The sequence below is a fragment of the Amycolatopsis balhimycina FH 1894 genome (genome assembly GCF_000384295.1).
Classification (GTDB): Bacteria; Actinomycetota; Actinomycetes; order Mycobacteriales; family Pseudonocardiaceae; genus Amycolatopsis; species Amycolatopsis balhimycina.
In genome coordinates, this window is the sequence record NZ_KB913037.1 from 8,775,942 (window position 1) to 8,796,390 (window position 20,449).

The window sequence follows — 20,449 nt, forward strand, 5'->3', positions numbered from 1 at the left end:
CCGCTTGAGCATTTCCTACATTCTTGGAAGGACCCGTAATGCTTTCCTGGATACCGGCTGCCCTCAACCACCCCGAGCTGTCCCATGCGCTGGCTGCTCACGAAATCGCGCGGACCGGCCTGACGAATGGGTGGCTCGGGGACTACCTGCGCGACCCCGGCGGTGCGCTGCTGCGGCTGCTGGGTCACCTGCGGGACTGGGCGGTCACCTGGGGGCCGTTTGTCGGCCCGGTGCTCGCGGTCGGCATCGCCGGGTTCGTGGTTGGCCGGCGCCGGTGGGCGCGGCGCTGCCACGCGAGGCTGGTCGCCGACGCCCGCCAGGTCGCCGTGCTCGCCCCGCCCACCGTCGATCCCGCGGGCGGCGCGGCCTTGTGGTCCAACCTCGTCGGGCTGCTGCGCCCGGCCTGGCGCCGCTGGTTCACCGGGCAGCCACATGTGGCGTGCGAGTACACGTTCTCCGAGGCGGGGGTCGGCATCCGGCTGTGGGTGCCCGGTGTGATCCCGCCCGGCCTGGTCGAGCGCGCCATCGAGGCCGCCTGGCCCGGCTCACACACGCGGGTCGGCACCGCCGACCCGCCCCTACGACCGCCCGGTGACGGGCAGCGGCGGCTGGTCGTCGGCGGCGAACTCCGTCTTGCCCGCTCTGAGGCGCTGCCGATCCGCACCGACTTCGACGCCGACCCGCTCCGCGCCCTGATCGGCGCCCCGGTTGGGCTCGGCCGCGACGAGTACGCCTGCGTGCAGATCCTCGCGCGCCCGGTCACCGGCCGCCGGGTCGCCAAAGCCCGGCGCTCCGCGCGGCGAGTGCACACCGGCGGCTCCGCCCGTGTCGTCGGCCGCCTGCTCGACCTGGTCACTCCCGGCGTGAAGTCCGGACCGGCCCGGCGCACGGCGAAGTCCGGGGCGCTGCACAGCGATCCGCAGACCTCGCTCGAGTACGCGGCGCAGAACCGCGCCATCGTCGGCAAACAGCGCGGCTCGCAGTACGAGACGGTCATCCGCTACGCCGTCGCTACCCTCCTCCCCGCCGACGCCACCGAGACCGAGGTTCGTCAGGCGCGGGATGTCGCCCGCGGCCGGGCACACGCGCTGGCCGCGAGCTTCGCCTCCTACACCGAGCACAACCACTACACCCGCCACCGCGTCCGCGACCCCGGCCCTGTGCTGGCCGACCGGCGTCTCGGCAAGGGTGACCTGCTGTCCGTGGCCGAACTGGCGGCGCTGGCGCACTTGCCGACCGACGAGGCGATCCCCGGCGTGCAGCGTGCCGGCGCCCGCGCGATCTCGCCGCCACCGGGCATCGCCACGCCCGGTCCCGAGGCCAAGCCGATCGGGGTCACCGACACCGGACACGAACGCCCCGTGGCGTTGCGTGTCCCGGACGCGCGGCATCACCTGCACGTCATCGGCGCGACCGGCTCCGGTAAGTCCACCTTGCTGGGCAACATGATCCTGGCCGACGCCGAGGCCGGGCGCGGGATCGTGCTGATCGACCCCAAGGGCGACCTCGTCACCGACATGCTCTCCCGCCTGCCTCGCTCGGTGGCCGATCGTGTCGTGATCTTCGACGCCGATTCGAAGTCCCGGCCGCCGTGCCTGAACCCGTTGGATGGCGGGGAAACCGATCTGACGGTCGACAACCTCGTCTCGGTGTTCCGGCGGGTCTACAGCGCGTTCTGGGGTCCGCGCACCGACGACGTGATGCGCGCCGCCTGTCTGACCCTGCGCACCCAGCAGGGCGTCGCCACCCTTGCCGATCTGCCCAAGTTGCTGGCCGATCCCGCGTTCCGGTCACGGGTCACCGCCGGGGTCACCGACCCGGTGCTGCGCGGGTTCTGGTCCTGGTACGAGGAACTCACCGATTCCTCCCGCAGTCAGGTCATCTCGCCCTTGATGAACAAGCTGCGCGCCTTCCTGTTGCGGCCGTTCGTGCGCGACGCCATCGCGGGCGGGCATTCCACAGTGGACATGGGTGAGGTGCTCGACGGCGGGATCTGTCTGGTGCGCATCCCGAAAGGTTCGCTCGGCGAGGAGACCACCCGGCTGGTCGGGTCGCTGGTGGTCGCCCGCACCTGGCAGGCCACCACCGCCCGCGCCCGCACGCCGCAACGCCAGCGGCGGGACGCGTCGATGGTGATCGACGAGTGTCACAACTTCCTCAATCTGCCGTATCCGATCGAGGACATGTTGGCCGAGGCGCGGGGCTTCCGCGTCGCGATGACGTTGGCGCACCAGCATCTCGGCCAGCTGCCCCGCGAGTTGCGGGAAGGCATGTCCACCAACGCTCGCAGCAAGGTCTTCTTCAACGCCTCCCCAGAGGACTCCCGCGAGCTGTCCCGCCATACCGCACCCCGACTGTCCGACCACGACCTGGCGCACCTCGGCGTCTACCACGCCGCCGTACGGCTCGTGCTCAACGGGGAAGAGGCGCAGCCGTTCACCATGCGCACCCAGCCGCTTCCTCGCGCGATTCCCGGCCGCGCACGAGAAATCCGCGGCATCGCCCGCCGTGCCTTGCGCAGCCGAGTTCCCGGTGCCACCGCGTCCGCGTCCGGTTCGCAGGCACCAACCCGGCCTCCGCAGCGGCCCGCCGGGACCTCGGGGCAGACGCGGCCGACCAGCGGCGATCGCCGAGGCCAGTCCGGCGTCCGGGCGCGCAGCGCCGATCCACGCCGCCAGCAGTCCTGACCCGACTCGGCCACACCGCAAAGACGGACGGAAGTCCTTTCCGCTCAACACTTCCCGGAGGTTCGCGTCATGATCACCAACCCCACCAGGCAGCGCACTCTTCGAGGCCACAAGGCGACCCGGCCCACCCCTCGCGCCGCGAACAACGCCGATCACCAGGCGGTGCTGGCGTGGCGGCTGACGCCGCGCGATCGGTGGATCATCCGGATGCTGCACGAGCACCGCGTACTCACCGCCCACCAGATCACCGCGCTCGCGTTCCCGTCGTTCCGCTCGGGCCGGATGCGGCTGCGGGAATTGTTCCAGTGGGGCGTGGTGGACCGGTTCCAGCCGTTCATCACCGTCGGCACCGCGCCGATGCACTACGTCCTCGCGCCCGCCGGGGCCGCGGTGCTGGCCGCCGAGGACGGCCTGGACGTCAAGGAACTCGGCTACCGCCACGATCGCGCCTTCGGGGTAGCCCATTCGCTGCGGCTCGCGCACACCGTCGGTGTCGCCGAGTGGTTCACCGCCCTGGTCGACCGCGCTCGCCACAGCGACGCCGACGAGCACAGCACGCTCGGCGCGTGGTGGTCGGAAGCCCGCTGCGCTCGGCACTTCGGGGACCTCATCAAGCCCGATGCCTACGGCCGATGGGCCAGCGCCGGTGGAGAGATCGAGTTCTTCCTCGAGTACGACTTCGGCACCGAGGTCCTGGCCAAGCTTGCCGGGAAACTGGTCGGCTACGCCGCGCTCGCCGAGGCCACCGGAATCACCACGCCGCTGCTGGTGTGGCTACCGACCTCGCGGCGCGAGGCCACCGCCCGCCGGCTGCTGGCTCGCGCCTGGCGCGAACTCGACGATCCGCGCTCGGTCCCGGTGGCCACCGCGGGGGCCGAGCTGCTCAACCCCGAAGCCGCGCACCCCAGCCCAGCCGACGAGGTCTGGCTACCCCTGGACACCACCACCGGCAGCGCGGGGAGCGCCCGGCGCGAGTTGCACCGGTTGCTCGACGCCTGGCCGCACGTCGCGCCACCCAGCACCAGCAGCGCGGACGGCGAGTCGGCTCTCGGGCCGGACTCGACGCTGGCGCTGATGGCCCCGGCGCCCGCGCCGATGCCGCCAGCCCCCATCTCACGCGGACCGAGCACAGGCAGGCGGTGAGTACCCGATGATCCTGAAAGTCGGCGCCATCGCGATCGGCGTGATCATCTTCATCCCGACGTTGATCGGGAACGGAGTGTCAGCCGCGATCTCAGCCCTGTTCGGTAGTGGAAACAGCAAGCCCAGCGCGACCGCGCTGGCCGACATCCCCGCCGACTACCTCGCGCTGTACCGCGCGGCGGCCGGAGAGTGCCCAGGGCTGGACTGGTCGATCCTCGCCGCCATCGGCAAAATCGAAAGTGATCACGGTCGCTCACCCCTGCCCGGCGTCCACAGCGGCGAAAACGGCTATGGGGCAGGGGGGCCGATGCAGTTCAAGTCCGCCACCTTCGACGGAGTGCTTGCCCGCCACCAGATCCCTCCAGGCGGTGCCAGCCCACCCTCGCGTTACAATCCACACGACGCCATCTACGCCGCCGCCTTCATGCTCTGCGACGACGGAGTGCGGCGGGGTGATCTGCGGGCAGCGATCTTCGCCTACAACCACGCCGACTGGTACGTCAAACAGGTCCTCGACCAAGCCAAGCAATACGCCGACGCCGCCGCGACGGTCGGCACAGGAGACTGCAACGCCATCCAGGCCACCAACGCGGTCGCGGTGGCGGCGATCAACTACGCCTGCGGGCAGAGAGGACTTCCGTATGTCTGGGGCGGTAATGGGCCTGATGGCGGGCACGCGGGTTTCGACTGTTCGGGGTTGACCAAGGCGGCCTATGCCGCCGCAGGAGTGACCCTGCCGCGCACCGCACAGACCCAGTTCAATGCTGGTCCCCACGTTCCGGCCGGGCAGCCACTGTTGCCGGGTGACCTCGTTTTCTACGGCACACCAAACAACATCCACCACGTAGGTCTCTACATTGGTGGAGGTTCCATGGTGGACGCGCCGGACTTCGGCCAGGTTGTGAAGGTGCAACCCTACCGGTACAAGGGAGATGACTACGCAGGTGCTACGCGTCCCGCCGGTTCTGTTGTGGCGTAACGGAGTCTACGTCGCCGACACCGGAGCCGACCATAGCAGAGAACGGTCGGCCGTCGCTGTCGACGAGCAGCGGCGGCGTGGTGGCGTCGAGTGCAACAATGTTGTGGTAGCTGGCCAGTTCGAAGAGCGTGTGGGTCACCTCGCGGATGGTGGTGCGATCCGGGTCGGCCTCGACCGACAAGCCCTCGACCCGGATCTCCAATACCCGCTGCTGCGGCAGCACGGTAATCACGGTGCACACGTGCGCCGGGAGTCCGCCGTCGACGCGCAACTCGGCGATGTCTTCGGCCAGCCGCACGGCGGCGGCCTCCAAGGTGTAGCCGAGGCCGACCCCGGCACGTGCGCCCCACAGCACGAGAAGGGGGCGGGTTACTTACCGCGCCGTGCGCGGAGTTCCGCGCGAAGGTCGCCCAACGTGCGGCCGTCGGAAACCCGCCGAAATGCGTTCCAGCCGTTCTGGTGGTTGCCACCCAGCGCGGTGGTGGCACCACACGGGTTGGCGAAGACACGGCCGTCGGCGAGGATGAGGGTGCCGTCGACCCGGATGCGCGCGGTGTGCCGGACTCCGAGGTTGCGGCGGTTCCAGACCAGTTCCTCGCCCGCTGTGACCAGTCCGGCGTCCAGCAGTTCGGCGATGCCGCCGCGCGCCCACTTGATCAGCGACGGCGAGGTCGACGGCGGCGGGGTCTCCGACCAGATGGCGGCCTCGGTGGCGTCGCCGTGCAGCCCCATCACGGCGGCGGCGGTGGGCGCGACGAGATTCGGCCAGCCGTCGTCGAGCCCGTGCCACTGGCCGACCCGCTGCCAGCGTCCCTGGTATGCCAGCAGCATCTCGACATCGGTGGCGTGGTCACGGGGCAGCGGGTACGTGGGATCGGCCGGGTGGGTCAGGCGCACGACGAGGTCGCCGTCGTACAAGCTGTCCGCCGGGGGCTGCTCGGCTATCCAGTTGCCCGCGAACAATGCCACCTCGCCCGCGCGGTCGGGGTCGGCGTCGCCGATGATGTCGACCGCCGTCACGAGCATCGCCCACACGTCGTCGGGGCATCGCATCGGCGGCGGCGCGAACGCCGGGGCGAGGATCATCGTGTCCGGCGGCAACCCCTCCCACGCCCGCATCGTCGCCTCGTCATGCGGCTGTGACGCCCCGGCGGTCGCGGTGGTGTCATCGGGCTGGGGATCGGTTCGCGGTGCGTCTACGGCCGCGTCGGCGGCCAGTTCGGGTGGTTCGTGGATGTCGCGGTCGGTCGTCATTGTCTATGCGCCCCTTCGGTTTCCGGGTAGCGGCCGGGTGGCCGACGTGTATGGACGCTTCGTGACCGCGTGGTTGTCAACGGACATGTGCGCCATGGGCGCGAAGTGGACCCGTGTGGCGCAACGATTCCCAGGTCCGCGCCACCGTCTACACGAGACAGACGTCTTGTTTGCCGAACCCGCTTGACTTCATGGGCCGAAGGAAGCGTCCATAGTCGTGTAGCCCGAACACACCGGCAGCGCACCGGGGGCCACACCCGCTCCGGCCGGGGCATGACCACCCGACACCGATCATGAACGCGAATCGAGGGATGTCATGTCCAGCAAGACCCGCACCCGCAAAACCCGCACCACCACCGCCAGCGCGACCGGATCCGCTCCGACGTTGCGGCCGGTTCCCGAGCAGACCGTCGCCGCGAAGGTCCGCACGGACACCGAAGACAAGCTGTGGGAGGCGTTGCACGCCGCCCCGAACAGCACCGCCGCCGACCTGTCCGCAGCGGCGAAGATCGGGAAGTCGACCGCGCAGAAGATCTTGGTCAAATGGGCCGCCGACGGCAGCGTCACCCGCACCGCCGGGATCGCCGAGGGCGGGCGGCGTGCCGCCGACCTGTGGGCGATCGCCGAAGTCGACACCACCCAGGCAGACCCGACCTCGGTGGACACCGCTGCGGCGGAGGACTCCGACACGACCGACACCACGCAGGCCGAAACGGTCGCCTCGGACGCACCCGACGCCGACGACTCCGCAGTCACGGAGGAAGACCCCGTCGAGCAGGCAGACACCGCAGCCGATGGCGCGCAGGACCCGGCCGACTCCGACGACGCCGCCCCCGTGGATGCCGAGCCTGTCGTCGCCGAGGTGAACGACCCCACCGCCGCCAACGGCGCGGACGGCGCGACGACAGACGGCGACACGACGACGGAGTATGGCGCGGACGCGACGGACGAGAAGAAGGCACGGTTGGCACCCGGTGGGTTGCGGGGGATGGTCGAGGACTACCTGCGCGATCACCCCGGCGAGCAGTTCGGTCCCACCGCGATTGCGAACGCGCTGGGCGGGAAGTCCTCAGGCGCGGTGAGCAACGCGCTGGACAAGCTGGTCGAGGGCGGCGTGGCGGCGAAGACGCAGGACAAGCCGAGGCGGTTCGCGCTCGCCCCGGCAGAGCAGGAAGCGGCTCCCGCGCCGACGAACTAACGCTCCGACGACATGGCGAATGTGGTTGTGTCCCAACGGGCTTCCGTTGGGACACAACCACATTCGCGTCCGCCCGCTATCCGGTCGGCAGATCTCCGGGCAACGGGGACGGCGCGTGTGCCTGGTCGGCGAGATGCGCCCACCACGAACCGGTGTCCTGGACCGACACGGCAACCCCGAGCGCGACCAGCACCCGCAGCACGTAGACCTCGATGAACGAGATCTGGTTGCGCACAACCTCGTGCGTTGCCGCGAAATCGCCTGCGTCCAGGGCATCGCTGAACGCTTGGTCGGCGGCGCGGTTGTCGCGGTCGGCCTCACACAACGCCGTCAGGACGGCATCGGTCGCGACGGCGTGCCCGGCTTCAGCTGCCCACGAGACAGCAGCCTCGGCGATCGCGGTCATCGCCCTGGAGTCGGCGACCGCCGCCCGGCCCGCGCTGTCGGGCGGGGCGTTGAGCACCGTGACCCACCGATGCCCGTCGGGGCTGTCGGCCAGCAGCAGAGCGGTGTCGCTGTCGCCGACGACCGCGATCAGCACGGGCGCGGCCGTGGCCTCGACCAGCTCGGCGGCCCAGCCGGGTATGTCCGGGGATTCCCCCATGACAGCGGCGAGCTGCCAGTTGTCGTCGCGGCGGCTGACGAGCTCCGCCTCGTGCGGGGCCAGCATGTCGATCAGCGAGACCTGAGTGCGGGCGAGGATGAGCGAACCGGTGAAGCCCATGATCGGAACCTTGTCGTTCGGCGTGGTCAGCGCGGTGGCCACGGGTGCGGTTGATGGGTGCGGTGGGCGGTGACGGCCTGCGCGGCGACGTCGGCGGCCGACTCCAGCAGCTCACGGGCGTGGTCAGGGTTATTGCCCTCGGCGTAGCGGTCGGCGTCGAGCATGAACCGCAGCGCGGTCACCACACGCTCGTGAGCGAACGTCGCATCGGCAGGCAGCACGTGCAGGCCACGAGCCGGGCCGGGCCGCAGCAGGCCGTGCATGACCTCGCGGACGGCTGACGCGGCGAGGTCGGCCAGAGGCCAACGCCGGCCCAGCACGTACTCCGCGGCGCCGGCCACGGCGAGGGCGACCTCGCCGCGGTGCGCAAAGGTAGGCCGGCGGCACCGGCGGCAAGGTGGCTCTGATCGGGATCGGCAGGCCCCGGAAGCCGGTGTAGGTGAAAGTCGCGGTCTTCGGCGTGGTGTCACCGAACACGGGCAGCGCAGCGTCCGGACCGGTGGCGACCCCGGCACCGCCGTCGGGGCGGCGCGGGTCGGGCCGGAACCACGGACCGCCGTGGGCGGACACCAGCACCTGCCCGTCGGCGAGGGCGTAGGCGTACCAGCCGCTGCTGGTAGTGGCCAGCCACGGCCAATCCGCCTTCCCGTCCGGGCCAGGTACGGCGACGAACCCGACCTCGGCGGCCCGCTGGCGCACGAGCAGTGCGGCGACGGCCATCGCGAAGCCGTTCCGATCGGTGGCGGAGAGTACGGCGGTCGTCTCGGCGTCGCCCGCCGTGCCGAGACGAGCCAGCTCGGCCGGGCCGCCGACGTCGGCCAGTGAGCCCAGCCAGCGGGCGTTCGGTCCGGTTCCGACGTAGAAGTCGGCGTGGTCACGGGGCATGCTGGTTACCTCCGGGCGGTAGCGCGGCCGAGGTCAGTCGGCCTTCACCCAGACGCACCGCGCGGGATCCCAGGTCGCCTCGGTGTAAAGGCGGTTGAGGTCGGGAAGACCAGGGCCGATCATCCAGCCGAGTTGCTCGCAGTCGACCAAGCCGGGCCACCACCCGGTCCAGACGTCTCGGCCGCAGTCATGGTCGAGGTCGCACATCAGCCGCTGCAGCCCGGTCACCAGGCACCGCGCGACGTCACACCCGCCGTCGTACTCGTCGTATTCGTGTGGCTCGCCGACGGCGACGGCGCAGTCCGGACAGGTCGCCTCGAAGTCCAGGAGGCGGACCTGATTGCTCTGAGCGTTTTCGTTGTTGTCGTTCATCGCGCCTCCTGTGTCCGACGGGTTCATCGTCGGGCTCGTCCCAGAAGTTCGTTCCATGCTTTGGCCTCGTGCGACGCGTTCATCCGGATGGACTTCCACGCCGGGTTCGTCTCGGCGATCGCGAGCTCGGTGACCAGTGACGACCCCTGGGTCATGACCTCGGCGATCCGCAGGTGCATCGACGCGGAGTCCATCGCTCGCCGGTACTCGTCCGGGTCGGAGGCGTAAAGTCGCTGTGCGTTCGCAAACTCGTCTTCGGCGGCGGCGCAGTGATCGGCGGCGGACATGGCCTGCCTCGTGATGGACGGTGTTGTTGTGACGGCCTCCGACATCGTGAACTCCTGTTGTTCTAGTAGGGAATGGGATCGGTTACGTCGGTCTTACTGCGACACTCTCTGTTGGACACGCAGCCACGCGCGCCCGGTCGTGATCCACACCCGACCGTGGGCGAACGTGAACACCCAGTCCGTGTCGTGGCTGTCGGGCCACAACCACGGCCAGCCGTTGCGTGGGTGGTAGCCGTGCCCGTGGTCCTCATCGGCCCACACGTCGAGCAGGTCGGTCACGGCGTCGGCGTAGGTGAGCGGGTCGGTTGCGTCCAGTAGCAGCCGTCCACATGCGATGGTGCGCACCGTGGCGGGGTCGGCGTCGCCTTGGAGTGAACCGAGCCAGACGGCGTGCGGTCCGCGCCCGTCGTAGAAGTCGGCGGTGGTGGTCACCGGTCACCTCTGCGGCGGGCGGATCGCGTCGCGGAGTCGCTGTTCGACCTCGAAGCTGTCGCGGGCGGTCAGAATGGTGGTCAGCACGAGGACGGCGTCACCTTCGGAGACCGGGTTCACGGGTTGGCCGTCGAGGGTAAGAGGACGGCCGAGGGCGGTCACGATGTGCCAGTCGGACTGGCGGACGCGGTCGGCGCAGTAGTAGCTGCCGACGAGTGCCCCGTCGCGGGTGACGGTGCCGTACAAGGTTTGTTGTGCGTCGGCGGGGTCGGCGACGATCGCGGTCACCTCGCAGCCGTTCTCCGTGAAGCGACGGATGACGGTCTCGGGAACTTCATACGGTGTCATGGTGATCTCCTGTGGGTGGGGTGTTTCCTATACCCGGCTCGGAAGGTCGAAGTAGCATTCGTCGTCGCAGTCCTGACCGCCTTTGCTTGCTACGAAAGGGCATTCGTCGCGGTGGGCTTTGGTGAAGGTGACGCTGCCGTCGGGGTGCTCGAAGATGTGCAGCGTTCCGCCGTTGTTGGTTGCCCAGGTGATGTCGTTCGGGTCGATGCGGCATTCGGCGTTGTAGCCGCTGCTGGTGGCCAGCAACGCGCTCACCGCCCGGTAGAGGTGGGGTGACAAGGTCACCGTGGGCGGCGGTGCGGCGAGAATCTCGGCGGCGCGATGTAGGAGCTGCTCGGCGAGCGGGCCGAGGACGGCGGAGGCGTTGACGTCCATGCTCGGGGGTGGCGTGTCGTGCCACCAGTTGTTGAGGTCGTCGGCGACGAGGGTGGACCAGTCCGTCTGGTCGGTGAGCACCTCGGCGACGGCACCGCTGTGGTTGAGGTAGACGCCGCGCTCGAGGCGGGCGCGGACGGTGCGCCCGGCGATCTCGACGACGCGGGTGTAGTGGTAGCGGGTCGAGGTGGCTCCGGCGTCCTGGTCGCGTTCGATGGTTGAGGCGGTCATGGCGGTCTCCGTCGTGTCGTGGGTTTGCCGGGGTCAGTGGTCGGCGAGTGCGGTGCGCAGTTCGGACAGGGGGCGGTCGTCGCGGGCACGTCGCCAGAGGTGCCAGCCGTTGACCGTGTAGCCCGCGAGACTGGTCGCGAGCGCGGTGACGGTGGAGACGGCGAACTCGTGCGGTCCGCCGTCGTGCAGGACACCGCCCTGCCGGACGGTGGCGGTGTGCCCGTTCCACACCAGCTGCTCGCCCCCTTCGACGAGTCCGGCCTCGATCAGCTCGGCGAGGGCATCCGGGTGGCGCGCGAAGGCGCCGCCGGCGAGGCCCGCCCGCGGGACTCGCCGGCGAGTCCGGCAGTAAGCAGTCCTGGAGGCAAGGCGGCGGCGATCGGCCCGGTCAGCGTCGCCCACTGGGCGTCCTTGAAGGCGATGTCGGCGAGGTAGCGCATGTGCACGAGTGCTGACATCGCCACCTCGTGCGGCCAGCGTGTGCCCATCGCCTGCCACGTGCGGACCGTGGTCCACCCGCTCTGGGTGGCGGCTACGACCTCGACGTCGGCCACGGCGGGGTCGTCATCGGCGGGTGCGAGCAGGCGCACCACGACGTCCCCGGTGTGCAGGGCGGAGGGCGGTGGTGCGGGCAGCCACACCCCCGCGAGCAGGTCGGTGGTGTCGGTGAGAGCGGGGTCGGGGGCGGGCGCGTCCCCGGTCAGCCGAACCGGGGCTCCGGCGGCGTCGGTGGTCCGTACCGCCACCACGACCAGCCCCCACGCCCCGTCGGGTGGGCGTAGCGGCACGGCGCGGGGTGGTGCGGGGGCGACCAGCACCGACTCGGCCGGAAGGGCGGCACAGGCGTGGTTGGTCGGAGTGGTGGTGCCGTGGGCGTTGCTGGTCACGACGTGACCTCCTTCGGTGCGGGTTCCGGCGGACGTGCCGAGGCGGTTGTCGGCTCGAGGCCGCTAGCCGTTCACAGCGGGTAAACCGAGGACACAGCCCGGTTGGTGGATCGACTCGTCGCGAGCCTCGTCGGCGATCGGGCTGTCGCCGTCGGGGTCGAGGTACTCGCCAAGGTCGCCCAAGGTGGCGATGCGGGTGACCGGGACCTCGGCGTCACAACCGGGGCAACGGTCGAGGAGCAGCCAGCCGTCGCCGGGGGCGGTGAAGTCCGGGATGAACCGCCACGCGCGCTCGGTCACCGGGTCGGTGACGGTGATCAGGTCACCAGGAACCGGTCCGGTGCGGGTGCGATAGGTGCGGCGCGGGTCATCGGTGACGAGCACGCCGTCCACACCGACCTGCAGGGCGGCGGCGATGGTGCGGGCGACACGGGCGCGGCGTGCCCACCGGTTCCACTGGTCGGGGTCGTCGTGGCGGTGGTGGAATCCGTCGGGGTCGGCGGCGCGGTGGGCGTGTGCGGCGTGCATGGCACGCTCGGCCAGCGCGGTGGCGATTCTGGGCGCGGTGGTGGTCATCACGACCACCCCAGGGCGTTGGCGGCGAGTGCGGGCAGGTACCCGACCTGGTGGCCCGCGCCGAGCCACACCACGGGCGGGTCGGTGCGTGTGGGGCCTTCGTACTCGGCGTCGTCCGGGGTGCACGCAACCCGCGCGAGGAGGTTCTCCAGCGGGTAGCCGGGTTGCGTGGCAAGGCGTACCGGAGTGGTCGGGTCGTACTGTTCGAGCGCAGCGACCAGTTCACCGACCGTCGCGATGGTGTTGTCGTACAACGTGATCACCTCTCGGTGTTGGTGTGGGTGTTGGTTGGTCGGTCAGTGGGCGGCGCGCAGGGCGGCGGTGGCGGCGCGGCCAATGGCCTGCGCGGTGGTGGTGGGGTCGGTCATCACGTGCACGGTCGCCCCGGTCATCGGCTTGCGCCCAGGGACGTCCGGGGCGATCCACAACACGGCGCAACCGGTGGCGCGCAACCGGTCGAGAAGCTGCTGCCCGTTGCGGCGGGGCGTGTCGCGGAACTTCCCGTCGGACACGATGACCAGCAACCGCGCGGCACCGGGGCGGGACAGGCCGAGCGCGCCGTCGAGGGCGTCGATCGCGGTGTCGATGGCTTCCCAGTTGTCGCGGGTGGCGAAGTCGGTCACGGCGGCGGGGGCCTTGCCGGGGCGGGTGATCGGGCGGACGTGGTGCCCGAAGATCACGGTGGCGGTGTCGGCGGGCACCGGACTCTGCGTGGCGGCGTTGGCCAGAATCCACGCGGTCGAGGCGACCGGTTTCGCAAAGCTGCCCATGGAACCGGACACGTCGCACGCGATGCCCAGCCGGAGCGGCGGGGTCGGGACCGTGGTGCGGGTGGTGCGGGTGAACGGCTCGGCGGTCGGCATCGCCCCGGCGGCAAGTTGCGCCTCGCGTGCCAGCGCACCGCGCATCCGCAGGCGTCCGGGCGGAATCGGCGAGGTCGTCTTCGTCGCCACCCGGTCACGCACCCCGGCGGTGGTCAACGCGCGCCCGAGCACCCGCGCGGCGGTGCGTTCGCCCGTGGTCGGCGGGCGCGTGCCGATCGTTTCGGTACGCCCGTCACGGGGACCACCGACCGTGAACACGGTGCGGGCGGCGTCATCGGCCTTCTTCTCGGCGGCGTCGACGGCGGCCTTCTTGCGGGCGGCGATCTCGGCAGGGTCCTCGGGCAGCTTCGCCCGCGCCACCGCGCGCGCCACCTTGCCCAGTGCTTTGCCGATCGCGTCCGCCAACGGGGACGGCGACGGGGTGCCGGACGGGTCGGGGGTGGCCGACGGGTCGGCGAGGTGCGGCGGTGTGGTGTCGGGGTCGGGTCCGATGATCTCGCACCACTGGCGGCCAAGTTCGATCATGGCGGCGGTGTCGTCGTCGGCGGTGCGGAACGCCTGACGCCACACCGCGCGTAGCTTCCCGAGTTTCTCCGCGCCGAGCACGTCTTCCACGGCGCGCGCGACGGGCGCGGTTTCGGTGCGGGTGAGGATGCCGCCGTCGGTGCGTCCCAGGAACAGGGCGGCGGTGTGGGCGGCGTCGCGCGGGGTCATTTTCGGGGCGAAGGCGGGGGCGTCGAGTTTCATGCCGCCCGTGACGATGGTTTTCACGCACGCGCGCAACCAGTGGCGGTCGTCGGGGCGGCGGTGGATCTGCGCCCGTTCGATCCGGGGCTCTTCCAGCAGCAGGGCGGCGTCCACCGCGCCGGGGTCGGCGTCGTTGGGCACGGCGGCGAGCCATTTGGTGTGCTTGCTGTGCGCGCACTCGTGGGTCAGCGCGCCCCATGTGGGGGCGTAGCGTTTCCGGTCGCTCATCCGGTGCGGTTTGGCGGTGGCGGGGTCGACCGGGTGCAGGTGCGTACCGTCGACTTCGATCATGGCGGTGGCGGGCAGGAAACACGCCGGGGCACCCTGTCCGGCACCGGGCGCGATGGTGACCAGCAGGTCGTCGCGGTCGGCGATCGCCGGGACTTCGGCGGTCAGCGCGGCCGACAGCGCGTCCCATCCGGGGGCGGCGGGGAACACGGCCGAGGCGGTGGCGGCGGGGTCGGCGATCATGTGCGCGGTCATCGCGGTGTGTCCTTTCCGGACGGTTCGGGCGCGGGCGGCGGTTGGTCAGATACGGGCACCGAGTGCCAGCGGGGCAACGGTTTTGCCGAAGGCCGCCTTGACGGCGGTGGCCACGATGTCGCGGTCCTCTTCCGGGGCGGTGCCGATCAGGTTTCCAGCGGCGGCGTCGCTGCCCAACACGTCGGCGATCTTCTGAAATGCCAGCAGTTCGCGGAGTTGCGGTGCCCACCGGACCTCGCCGTTGGTCTGTCGGGTGGACAGGTTGCGCGCCACGGACACGGCGCGGGTGTCGATCTTGAGTTGGGTGGCGAGGTCGTAGTCGGTGGACACCTGGATCTGCACGGAAAACCGCGACGCCAACGCATCCGACAGCACCGCGCCGTGCACGCCGGGGTTGTGTCCGGCCACCACGTAGAAACCGGGCGCGGCGTCGATGACCTCGCCGCCGTTCGCCTTGATCATGATCTGGCGGCGGCCGTCCATCGCGGGGTACACCACGGCGAGCACGGTCGGGGGTATGAGCGTGGCGTCGTCGATGAACAGGGTCCGGCCTTCGCGCATCGCGCGGACCAGCGGACCGTGCACGAACACGAATTTGCCGTCCGGGGTCTGGGTGTACTCGCCCACAATGTCGGCGACCGTGGTGTCCCCGTCACCCTGAACCGTGACCAGGTCACCGAAAGCGGCCTCGACGACCGAGGTCTTCCCGGTTCCGGGTGGCCCGTACATCAGGGCGGCGACCCCGGCGTCGCGCAACTTGCGCAGCGCGGTCACGTCCGGAAGTCCGGACAGCTTGCGCGGGTGGTAGAGCTGCCCGTTCGGGCGCGTTACCGGACCGGTCAGGCGGGAGTCGTCGGGGCGGTGGGCGTGGTCGTCGCGGGCGGTGGCGTCGTCGGGCGGGGCGTGCGGGGGCGGCGGGATGTGCCCGACGGGACCGCCACGGGCGCGGCGGCGGCGTCAGCGGTGGTCGGGGTCGACCGGTAGCGGACCGGTTTGGTCGAGGTTTGTTCGGCGTAGCCCCCGGCGGTGAGCGCGGCGAGCGCGTTGCCGATCGCGCCCGATGACTTCCCGCCGAGTGCGGCGGCGATGTTGCGCGGGGTCAGTTCGGTGCCCGCCTGATCGGTGAGGACTTGCGCCACCTGTCGGCGGAGTTCGCCGTTGGGCAACCGCCCGCCCGCCGGGGCGGTGGTCGTCGTGCCGGATGCCGCCGGGGCGGTCGTCGGCGTGGCTGGCGTGGTCATCGCGGGTGGGTCCTTTCGGATCTAGTGCGGGGCGGCGGGGAACGGTCAGGCCGCCACGGCGGCGGTGTCGTCGATGACGTCGGGCGCGTTCTGGTGGGCTTCGGCGGCGGCGTCGGCCGATTCCGGGGTGTGGCCGTATTCGACCCACCCGCAGTAACAAAACGCGGTCACCGTGTTGTCGGTTTCGGTGGCGGTGTCGGCGTAACACATAATCGGCCCCATTCGTCGGACATAGCTCGCGCCGGGTGTGGTATTCGGTGTTGTTTCCGGTTCCTCCGGTGGTAATTCAATTATGACTCTGCCACGCGCCGCGCGCAATAGAAATAGCCGCCCATTTTCAAGACTCTTTTCGCGATGTTCGCCGCCGCCATTTCCGGCGAATAGAAAGCCGTCCGTACGGTCACAATTCCGGCCGCCGTTGCGCCGATTTCCGCAGGTCAGCGACCCGGCCACGCGCCGGCCACCGCGGAGGGGAATAGTTCGGCAGGATACAGGGAATGACTTCAATGAGCAGTAAGAAATAAAACAAACAAATAGAAAAGGGGGGCAAGAGTGGGCGTAAGATGGATAGAAAGGGTGACCAAGGGAGCAGCATGGAAGCGACGACCACTCAGCCCGCCCCGATGTGTCTACCGGCTTGTGGACAAGCGAGTCTGGGATACCAGCGGATCCCCCGATGGCCCGCATGACCAGCGTCTTCGCAGGCCGCAGGGGGTGGTCCTCTAACCTGATCCCCCGTATGAACCCCATCATGATCCCCCGTATGAACCCCCAACGGAAGCCACCGTGCGTGTCGATGATCTCCGAAACGACTACTCTGCGTGACATTCGGTCATGGTTCGCTTTGAGTAGGAATACAGTGGGCTGGTTGCGCCGTTCGGCGTAACGTGGAGGGCTCTATCGCTACGAGACGAGGAGGCCGAGACCGGCTCTGTGGTCGTGCTGAGCAGGCACGACCGTTCAGGTGGCTGCCGCAGGGGGCGCGTCGCCGGACGAGGGGACGACGGGCGCGGCGCGAGGGCCGGGTCAGTGCACACGGGGAGGCGCTATGAAGGTGGGGGACGAGAGGTTCCTTCGGGGTTTGTACGACCTGAAGTACCTTTTCGGGGACAAGTGGGCACCGGCCATCCTGGTCACGCTCTCGGGCGGCCCCATGCGGCGAAAAGAGATTCTTTCCACGATCAGCTCGTATTCCATTGGTGAAGAATGGTCGGACAAACACGCCGTCCTGCACGATAGCATTCTGGCGCGCACATTGAAAAAGATGACCGAAGAAGGTCTTTTGACGCGCATCCGGTGCACAAAGACTTTTCCGGTCACGGTTACTTACGAGTTGAAGCCGGAAGTCTTGGAGTTCTTGAAGCAGGCCGAGGTGCTCGTGGCCTGGGCCGATAAGCATCAGGAACTCATCGCGCAAGCTCAGGCATACAGTCGCCGGAATGGTGACGAGATGGGCACGCTGACCGGAATTGGTGAGCTGGACGAAATCGGTCTCACCGATGACGAGGACGACGAATAGGCCGAGCTGGCAGACACCCGCACGCTCCGGGCCGGCAACGGCAGGCCCTCGCCGCCGTTGCCTCACCGCCTCAGCTGGCCGCGATGCGCCCACGTTCGCCCTGGGCCTGTGCACTCGCGGCGCCGGCTGAGCCGTCCTCGTGGCGCTGCCCCAGCCGGGCAGCCAGCCCACGAGCCTGCGGAGTCGGTGCCGCGTCGACTTCGGCGAGCCGGGTGGTCAGCAAGGTCAGCGTCCGCGGGATGGCGTCCAGCTGCCCGAGACGTTCCTGCAGTCGCATGATGTCGCGGTAGAGTAGCTCGTTGTGCGGATCGAAGGCCCGCGCGACTTCCAGCAGATCCAGGGTCTGCTGGGGATCGGAGTCCACCAGCGCGCGGGCCAGCGCCGCGACAGCGTCGATGGCGTCGCGGCGGATCGCCTCGCGGGCGGGCTCGATCCACTCGTTCGACATGCCCTCGGCCAGCGGTCCGCCGTAGCTGTTGACCACCTCGCGGTACGCATCGACACGCGCTGAGTCGGTGGCGGCGGCGCGGCGGGCGGCCACGGCGTGCGCGAAGCGCCAGTAGTCACTGCGAACGCTCGCGGGATCGAGCTGGTAGCGCCCGTTGCTGGCGGAGACGACGTCGGTCACCGCGCCGTTCGTGGCCGTGGCCAGCGCGCTGCGCATCCGCGACAATGCCGTGTGCAGGGCGTTGGTCGGCCGCGCCGGCGGGTCCTGGCCCCACAAGGCCGAGACGAGCGTCTCGCGGGTGGCACCGTCCGGATGCAGCGCCAGCAGCACCAGCAACTCCTTGGTGCGGGGCTGCAAGGCGCCGGTGATCTCGCACGCATCGCCGGTGGCGCCGGGTTCGGGGTGCCAGTGCACCCGCAGGTCACCGAGCACGGTCACGGTGAGCAGCGCTGGGCTGGTGTCCGGTTCACCGCCGCTGGTGGTGGTTGGCGGTGTCTCGGCCACGGGTTTGGCGGGCTCGCTGGTGGACGCCGGTTCGTCGGCTTCGCCCTCGTCGTGGTGCTCGGTCTCGTCGTCGGCCAAGCGCGACGGGACCTGCCGGCCGCTGGAGGCCGGTGGGCGCAGCCGGGCACCGGGCGGCTGAACCTGAGCGGGGCCGAGGATCTCCAGCTCGGTGTCCGGGAGCGCCGATTGCGTGACCGCGGCCGTGACTTCCAGCTCGATCTCGTCCGCGCTCGAGCCGCCGGTCTCGAGCGGGTCGGCCTCGCCTGGTGCTTGGTCGTTGCCGGCGGGGTGCGCCGCCACGATGCGAGGACGCGGCATGGGCGGCGCGACGAGCTCGTCGGTGGCCGGCGGGTCGGGTTCGGCTCGACGCAGCAGGGCCAGCAGCTCGGCGGCGTCGCCGCCGCCGAGGCGGAACATCCGGGTGCCGCGCAGGGCCTCGCCCAGACCAGGGCCGGTGGCCGAGATCGAGCCATCGTCGCGGACGTAGGCGGTAACGCCGGGTTGCCACTGGCCCAGCAGCAGACCGGTGACCCCGAACGGCGCTCCGTTATCCAGGACGGCCTGCAGTCGTGAGTGGTGTGCTGGTGGTCGTGCCACCAACACCAGCGGCGGCCACGTCCCCGGCTCGGCCTCGGGTTCCCGGCTGGCCGTGGCTCGCACCAGGGTCTCGGCCTCCACCGCGTCCAGCGCGCCGTCCAGGTCGGCGACGACCCGCACGGCCGAGGGCAGGTGCTCCTGTGTTGCTCCGCGTCCGAGCACCGAGACCAGGTCGTCGGCCGGGACGATGACGATCGCCCCGGCCGACGTCGCCAGGTGGTCTGGGGAGGTGGTGAGCGCGGTGATCAGCAGAGCACGGGCCGCGGCGGGAGCACCGGCGCCGACCAGGCCGAGGCCGCGGGCGGTCGCGAGGTCGAGGGCGACCTCGCGACCGTCGCGGACACCCAGACCTGGCGCGACGGTGGGGGGTCGGCCGGCGCCGGTCTGGGGTGCGCCCACCACGAGGGGCGGCGCGGGCGGGACACGCTGCGGACGCTGCTGTTCCTCGTCGTCCGGGTAGTACTCGTCGAGGTCGATCTCGTCGTCGGCCTCGGAGCGCAGGTGTGCCAGCCGCAGCTGGTAGACCACCGGTGCGACGGGCAGGTCGTCGCGGTCGCCGCTGCCGGGCCGGTATCGGCTGTTGTGGCGGCGGCGGGCGACGAGCAGTGCCGCGCTGATAGCGGCGGCCAGGCCGAGCCCGACGAACAGCTCCGCTCCCCAGCGGAAGCCGGGTTCGCTCGTCGCGGAAGCAGAGTTGGTGCCGGTCGCGGTCGGTGGTGCGTGTTGGGTGGACGGCGCTGGTTGCGCTGGTGTGGACGGTTGGATGCTCGTCGGTGGCACAGCGGTGGTCGGCGGGGCGGGCGCGGTCGGCGGGGCGGGAGTGGACTGGTCCGGGTCGGCTGGCTGCTGCGGCGGCACCGTGGGCGCGCTGGCGTCGTGCGGCAGTGCGAGTTCCTCGCCCGGGAAGATCAGGCTGGGTTTGGTGAAGGTATGCCCGTTCGGTTGCGGCTTGCCCTTGTTGAGGTCGAAGATCTCCGGCCACCGCGCGCCGTCGCCGAGGCTGCGTTCGGCGATTCGCCACAACGAGTCATGCACCCCGTTCTGCGGTGCCAGCACGACCACCGACTCCGGATGTGTGGGAGCGACGACGATGGTGCTGTCTCCGGTGGTGGTCTGGGTGGCGAAGACCGCGTTGCGCACCACCGGGGTCTCCCCGATGGGTGTCGAGTGCTGCCAGGCCGGAGCGGTCGCCACGACTTGCGATCCGGTCCAGAGCGCCGTGGACAACGAGGTGGATGGTGCCGGAGCGGGCCGGTTGCCCAGCATTGCCAACAGGACCGCGCCAACCAGCACGGCCGCCAGCGCGTGCATCGGACCGGCGGCGGAGAAGTCCGGCAACCGGGCCGCGTCGAACCCGCTGCGTGCCAGGTCGACTGTGCACCGCAGGACGTCGATGGTGAACGCGGCCCAGGTGATCCAGCACAAGCAGGCGAGAAAGCTCAGCAGGAACGTGGTCGTCATCGGGCCGAGCAGCACGCCTTGGACCTCTGCCCACGTCGGGACGTGGTTCGGCAACGGCCAGCCGACGTAGTGCCACAACGCCCAGGGCAAGCCCACCACAAGCGCGAGCAGCACCGCGGCGGCGATAAGCCCTCGGAGCACCCGGCCGACGAACCGGAACATGCCGGTCAGTGCCCACCACACGCGGCGGCCCGTGCCCGGTGGCCGGGTCGGCTCCCGGCCGGACTTGTGCGATGTCGAGGTCACA

Annotated in this window: 24 protein-coding genes; 6 read left to right on the forward strand and 18 right to left on the reverse strand. The window is 70.3% G+C overall.

The window, feature by feature from the left end:
* Positions 1-38 precede the first annotated feature (38 nt).
* From A3CE_RS0140390 to A3CE_RS0140400, 3 genes are all read left to right on the forward strand, one after another.
* Entirely contained in the window at positions 39-2,687 is a 2,649-nt protein-coding gene (locus A3CE_RS0140390) for a DUF8128 domain-containing protein (protein WP_020645800.1), read from the forward strand.
* Positions 2,688-2,756: 69 nt separating this feature from the next.
* Positions 2,757-3,830: a replication-relaxation family protein gene (locus tag A3CE_RS0140395; RefSeq protein WP_020645801.1), complete on the forward strand. Its 1,074-nt coding sequence runs from the start codon at positions 2,757-2,759 to the stop codon at positions 3,828-3,830.
* 7 nt (positions 3,831-3,837) lie between these two features.
* A complete protein-coding gene (locus A3CE_RS0140400; protein ID WP_020645802.1) occupies positions 3,838-4,809 on the forward strand; it encodes a C40 family peptidase in 972 nt (323 codons plus the stop codon).
* On the opposite strand, the gene A3CE_RS0140405 is transcribed toward A3CE_RS0140400, so the two are convergent.
* Together A3CE_RS0140405 and A3CE_RS0140410 are read right to left on the reverse strand one after the other, a co-directional pair.
* Entirely contained in the window at positions 4,778-5,164 is a 387-nt protein-coding gene (locus tag A3CE_RS0140405) for a hypothetical protein (protein ID WP_020645803.1), read from the reverse strand. The genes A3CE_RS0140400 and A3CE_RS0140405 overlap by 32 nt on opposite strands.
* A 14-nt stretch (positions 5,165-5,178) precedes the next feature.
* Positions 5,179-6,063, reverse strand: a complete 885-nt coding sequence (locus A3CE_RS0140410) for a restriction system modified-DNA reader domain-containing protein (protein WP_020645804.1) — start codon at positions 6,061-6,063, stop codon at positions 5,179-5,181.
* 316 nt (positions 6,064-6,379) lie between these two features.
* Between A3CE_RS0140410 and A3CE_RS0140415 the strand changes: the two genes are divergently transcribed.
* A complete protein-coding gene (locus A3CE_RS0140415; protein WP_020645805.1) occupies positions 6,380-7,261 on the forward strand; it encodes a hypothetical protein in 882 nt (293 codons plus the stop codon).
* A gap of 76 nt (positions 7,262-7,337) precedes the next feature.
* On the opposite strand, the gene A3CE_RS0140420 is transcribed toward A3CE_RS0140415, so the two are convergent.
* Positions 7,338-8,027 carry a hypothetical protein gene (locus tag A3CE_RS0140420; protein ID WP_020645806.1) on the reverse strand — a complete coding sequence of 230 codons (690 nt, stop codon included), beginning with the start codon at positions 8,025-8,027 and terminating at the stop codon, positions 7,338-7,340.
* The gene (locus A3CE_RS0140425; RefSeq protein WP_020645807.1) at positions 8,012-8,326 is read right to left on the reverse strand and encodes a hypothetical protein; all 315 of its coding nucleotides are present in this window, start codon (positions 8,324-8,326) and stop codon (positions 8,012-8,014) included. Before A3CE_RS0140425 ends, A3CE_RS0140420 begins: the two co-directional genes overlap by 16 nt.
* 217 nt (positions 8,327-8,543) lie before the next feature.
* On the opposite strand from A3CE_RS0140425, the gene A3CE_RS56930 reads away from it, so the two are divergent.
* Positions 8,544-8,810, forward strand: coding sequence for a hypothetical protein (locus tag A3CE_RS56930; RefSeq protein ID WP_125592508.1), 267 nt, complete (start codon positions 8,544-8,546; stop codon positions 8,808-8,810).
* A gap of 93 nt (positions 8,811-8,903) precedes the next feature.
* Here A3CE_RS56930 and A3CE_RS0140430 read toward each other — a convergent pair whose 3' ends face one another.
* From A3CE_RS0140430 to A3CE_RS56935, 13 genes are all read right to left on the reverse strand, one after another.
* Entirely contained in the window at positions 8,904-9,242 is a 339-nt protein-coding gene (locus A3CE_RS0140430) for a hypothetical protein (RefSeq protein WP_020645808.1), read from the reverse strand.
* A 23-nt stretch (positions 9,243-9,265) separates the two neighbouring features.
* Positions 9,266-9,529, reverse strand: coding sequence for a hypothetical protein (locus A3CE_RS0140435; protein WP_020645809.1), 264 nt, complete (start codon positions 9,527-9,529; stop codon positions 9,266-9,268).
* 93 nt (positions 9,530-9,622) lie between these two features.
* Complete coding sequence (locus tag A3CE_RS0140440) at positions 9,623-9,961, reverse strand: hypothetical protein (RefSeq protein WP_020645810.1); 339 nt, start codon at positions 9,959-9,961, stop codon at positions 9,623-9,625.
* 3 nt (positions 9,962-9,964) lie between these two features.
* Positions 9,965-10,309, reverse strand: coding sequence for a hypothetical protein (locus A3CE_RS0140445; protein WP_020645811.1), 345 nt, complete (start codon positions 10,307-10,309; stop codon positions 9,965-9,967).
* 27 nt (positions 10,310-10,336) lie between these two features.
* Complete coding sequence (locus A3CE_RS0140450) at positions 10,337-10,915, reverse strand: hypothetical protein (RefSeq protein ID WP_020645812.1); 579 nt, start codon at positions 10,913-10,915, stop codon at positions 10,337-10,339.
* A gap of 33 nt (positions 10,916-10,948) precedes the next feature.
* Positions 10,949-11,146, reverse strand: a complete 198-nt coding sequence (locus tag A3CE_RS58975) for a hypothetical protein (RefSeq protein WP_020645813.1) — start codon at positions 11,144-11,146, stop codon at positions 10,949-10,951.
* A 35-nt stretch (positions 11,147-11,181) separates the two neighbouring features.
* A complete protein-coding gene (locus A3CE_RS0140460; protein WP_020645814.1) occupies positions 11,182-11,802 on the reverse strand; it encodes a hypothetical protein in 621 nt (206 codons plus the stop codon).
* Positions 11,803-11,865: 63 nt separating this feature from the next.
* Entirely contained in the window at positions 11,866-12,378 is a 513-nt protein-coding gene (locus A3CE_RS0140465) for a hypothetical protein (RefSeq protein ID WP_125592510.1), read from the reverse strand.
* Positions 12,378-12,641 (reverse strand): hypothetical protein, encoded by a 264-nt coding sequence (locus tag A3CE_RS0140470; RefSeq protein ID WP_020645816.1) that lies wholly within the window; start codon positions 12,639-12,641, stop codon positions 12,378-12,380. The genes A3CE_RS0140465 and A3CE_RS0140470 overlap by 1 nt, the downstream gene beginning before the upstream one ends.
* 33 nt (positions 12,642-12,674) lie before the next feature.
* The gene (locus tag A3CE_RS0140475; RefSeq protein WP_020645817.1) at positions 12,675-14,432 is read right to left on the reverse strand and encodes a vWA domain-containing protein; all 1,758 of its coding nucleotides are present in this window, start codon (positions 14,430-14,432) and stop codon (positions 12,675-12,677) included.
* Positions 14,433-14,477: 45 nt separating this feature from the next.
* Positions 14,478-15,206, reverse strand: coding sequence for an AAA family ATPase (locus tag A3CE_RS58980; protein ID WP_245589662.1), 729 nt, complete (start codon positions 15,204-15,206; stop codon positions 14,478-14,480).
* 65 nt (positions 15,207-15,271) lie between these two features.
* A complete protein-coding gene (locus A3CE_RS58985) occupies positions 15,272-15,673 on the reverse strand; it encodes a hypothetical protein (RefSeq protein WP_245589663.1) in 402 nt (133 codons plus the stop codon).
* Positions 15,674-15,718: 45 nt separating this feature from the next.
* Positions 15,719-16,126, reverse strand: coding sequence for a hypothetical protein (locus A3CE_RS56935; RefSeq protein ID WP_125592611.1), 408 nt, complete (start codon positions 16,124-16,126; stop codon positions 15,719-15,721).
* Between the two features lie 595 nt (positions 16,127-16,721).
* On the opposite strand from A3CE_RS56935, the gene A3CE_RS0140490 reads away from it, so the two are divergent.
* Positions 16,722-17,192 carry a winged helix-turn-helix transcriptional regulator gene (locus A3CE_RS0140490; protein WP_020645819.1) on the forward strand — a complete coding sequence of 157 codons (471 nt, stop codon included), beginning with the start codon at positions 16,722-16,724 and terminating at the stop codon, positions 17,190-17,192.
* Between the two features lie 70 nt (positions 17,193-17,262).
* Here the strand turns inward: A3CE_RS0140490 and A3CE_RS0140495 are convergent, their stop codons facing one another.
* The gene (locus A3CE_RS0140495; protein WP_020645820.1) at positions 17,263-20,448 is read right to left on the reverse strand and encodes an AfsR/SARP family transcriptional regulator; all 3,186 of its coding nucleotides are present in this window, start codon (positions 20,446-20,448) and stop codon (positions 17,263-17,265) included.
* Between the last annotated feature and the right edge of the window lies 1 nt (position 20,449).

Bases quoted from the DNA above. Each gene is read 5' to 3' on its own strand.
- A3CE_RS0140390 (WP_020645800.1), top strand. From the start codon at position 39: ATGCTTTCCTGGATACCGGCTGCCCTCAACCACCCCGAGCTGTCCCAT.
- A3CE_RS0140395 (WP_020645801.1), top strand. From the start codon at position 2,757: ATGATCACCAACCCCACCAGGCAGCGCACTCTTCGAGGCCACAAGGCG.
- A3CE_RS0140400 (WP_020645802.1), top strand. From the start codon at position 3,838: ATGATCCTGAAAGTCGGCGCCATCGCGATCGGCGTGATCATCTTCATC.
- A3CE_RS0140410 (WP_020645804.1), bottom strand. From the start codon at position 6,063: ATGACGACCGACCGCGACATCCACGAACCACCCGAACTGGCCGCCGAC.
- A3CE_RS0140415 (WP_020645805.1), top strand. From the start codon at position 6,380: ATGTCCAGCAAGACCCGCACCCGCAAAACCCGCACCACCACCGCCAGC.
- A3CE_RS0140430 (WP_020645808.1), bottom strand. From the start codon at position 9,242: ATGAACGACAACAACGAAAACGCTCAGAGCAATCAGGTCCGCCTCCTG.
- A3CE_RS0140435 (WP_020645809.1), bottom strand. From the start codon at position 9,529: ATGTCCGCCGCCGATCACTGCGCCGCCGCCGAAGACGAGTTTGCGAAC.
- A3CE_RS0140445 (WP_020645811.1), bottom strand. From the start codon at position 10,309: ATGACACCGTATGAAGTTCCCGAGACCGTCATCCGTCGCTTCACGGAG.
- A3CE_RS0140450 (WP_020645812.1), bottom strand. From the start codon at position 10,915: ATGACCGCCTCAACCATCGAACGCGACCAGGACGCCGGAGCCACCTCG.
- A3CE_RS0140465 (WP_125592510.1), bottom strand. From the start codon at position 12,378: ATGACCACCACCGCGCCCAGAATCGCCACCGCGCTGGCCGAGCGTGCC.
- A3CE_RS0140475 (WP_020645817.1), bottom strand. From the start codon at position 14,432: ATGACCGCGCACATGATCGCCGACCCCGCCGCCACCGCCTCGGCCGTG.
- A3CE_RS58985 (WP_245589663.1), bottom strand. From the start codon at position 15,673: ATGACCACGCCAGCCACGCCGACGACCGCCCCGGCGGCATCCGGCACG.
- A3CE_RS0140490 (WP_020645819.1), top strand. From the start codon at position 16,722: ATGAAGGTGGGGGACGAGAGGTTCCTTCGGGGTTTGTACGACCTGAAG.